This window comes from Nonomuraea lactucae (genome assembly GCF_003313395.1).
Classification (GTDB): domain Bacteria; phylum Actinomycetota; class Actinomycetes; order Streptosporangiales; family Streptosporangiaceae; genus Nonomuraea; species Nonomuraea lactucae.
On the sequence record NZ_QNFZ01000568.1, the window covers coordinates 1 to 1,915 of the forward strand.

2 protein-coding genes are annotated in these 1,915 nt (G+C 71.4%); both read right to left on the reverse strand.

The window, feature by feature from the left end; genetic code table 11:
* Positions 1-187 precede the first annotated feature (187 nt).
* Positions 188-682 carry a hypothetical protein gene (locus DQW85_RS23680; RefSeq protein ID WP_113702274.1) on the reverse strand — a complete coding sequence of 165 codons (495 nt, stop codon included), beginning with the start codon at positions 680-682 and terminating at the stop codon, positions 188-190.
* Between the two features lie 224 nt (positions 683-906).
* Positions 907-1,761, reverse strand: a complete 855-nt coding sequence (locus tag DQW85_RS23685) for a PAC2 family protein (RefSeq protein WP_113702275.1) — start codon at positions 1,759-1,761, stop codon at positions 907-909.
* Positions 1,762-1,915: the final 154 nt, after the last annotated feature.

A 1,915-nucleotide genomic window follows, 5' to 3' on the forward strand; every position in this document is an offset into this window, starting at 1 on the left:
CCGTCCCCGGCCGCCCGTCCCCGGCCGCCGCGCCGGTGCTCGGCGCGCCTGCGCCGGCGCGGTCCGGGTGACCTCCCCGACGGGTCCCGGACGTGGTGGTGCGTCCCCGTACGGAGCCGTGCGAGCGGCACGGGAGCGTACGGGAGCGGTGTCCCCGGCAGGCCGGGTCAGGTCCCGGCAGGCCGGGTCAGGTGGCGGGCACGGGCCGCAGGCGGAGTTCGCGGACGATCTCCTCCGCGCCGGCGTCCCTGGGCGGGAAGTCGTCGGCGCCGACGATCAGCTCCATGTTGGCCCGGTAGAAGCAGCCCGCGAGCAGCAGCCGCGCGCTCGCCTCCGGATCGACGCCGGCCGCGACCCGCCCCAGCCGCTGCTCGCCCCGCAGGTAGGCGGCCAGCGGCGCCACCTCCGCCTCCGGGCCGAGCCCCGCGTCCCTGATGGCGTCGCGGAAGCGCGCGGTCACGTTCAGCGAGGAGAACGCCGGAAGGGCCGCCGACTGGACCTCCAGGTAGTAGTCGATGCCCGCCCGCGCGATCGGGATCAGGTTGTCGTTCACCTGCCCCTGCCCGACGCGGTGAGAGAGGTCGTACAGGACGCTCAGCCAGAACGGGAGACGATACTGCAGGAGGGCGAGGAAGTGCTCTATCGAACCTCCGGGCCGCCCGTCCCGGAGGGTGAGGGCCATTTCCAGAACGCGTCGTCTGGTGTCCTGACTTCGCTGGTGCGGGTCTACATGGGAGGTCACCATGGTGTGCCTAACGTGCGCAGTCACTTGGGGGGTCAGCGTTACGTCGCGGCGGTCGGGGGATGTCTTGTTTTCCCGTGAATCGGACCGGCTGCTTTTTAGCGTTTCACGGCCCCGATTATTACCCGAAACCCCGGAAACGAGCGGCGTCGAATTCCTGAAAGTTAGCTGTCAGTGTCTGTGTCGCGACGCCTGAGATAGCGCTCGAACTCCGCTGCGATGGCGTCGCCGCTGGCCTCCGGCAACTCGGCCGCGTCCTTACGGTCCTCCAACTCCTTGACGTACTCGGCCACTTCGCTGTCCTGGGATGCCAACTCGTCGACGCCGCGCTCCCACGCCCGCGCCTCCTCGTCGAGGTCGCCCAGCGGCATCGGGATGCCCAGCACGTCCTCCATGCGGCGCAGCAGCGCGAGCGTCGCCTTGGGGTTGGGCGGCTGCGCCACGTAGTGGGGGACCGACGCCCACAGCGAGACGGCGCTCAGGCCGGCCTCGCCGAAGGCGTGCTGGAGCACGCCGACGATGCCGGTCGGCCCCTCGTAGCGGCTGAGCTCCAGGTTGGTCGAACGGGCCAGCGCCTCGTCGGTGGCGCCGCCCAGGATGGGCACCGGCCGGGTGTGCGGCGAGTCGTTGAGCAGCGCGCCCAGCATCACCGCCATCTCCACGCCCAGCTCGCGGCAGACCTCGACGATGTCGGCGCAGAACGAGCGCCACCGCATGTTGGGCTCGATGCCGCGCAGCAGCACCACGTCGCGCTCGGCGCCCGGCGGGCGGGCGTGGAACAGCCTGGTCGTCGGCCACACGATCGAACGCGTCAGCCCGTCGCCCATCTCGACCACCGGGCGGGTCACCTGGAAGTCGTAGTAGTCGTCGGGGTCGAGCGCCACCAGCGGCTCGGCCTTCCAGGCGGACTCGAGGTGAGCGATCACACCGCTTGAGGCCTCGCCCGCGTCGTTCCACCCCTCGAACGCGGCTATGAGCACCGGGTCGACGAGCTCGGGGAGCCCTTCGAGCTCGATCACGTGTCGCCTCCTCTTTCCTCCATCGGACCTAGCCTATGCGTTGAGGAGGCGGTCATGTCACCGTGTGCCCGCGATCAGCCGCGCCCGTCCCGCGCCCGTCCCGCGCCCGTCCCGCGCCCGTCCCGCGTCCGCGGCGGCCCGCTCGGACACGCCC

What these genes read in the sequence shown, in the direction of transcription:
- DQW85_RS23680 (WP_113702274.1), bottom strand. Translation starts at nt 682, where the DNA reads ATGGCCCTCACCCTCCGGGACGGGCGGCCCGGAGGTTCGATAGAGCAC.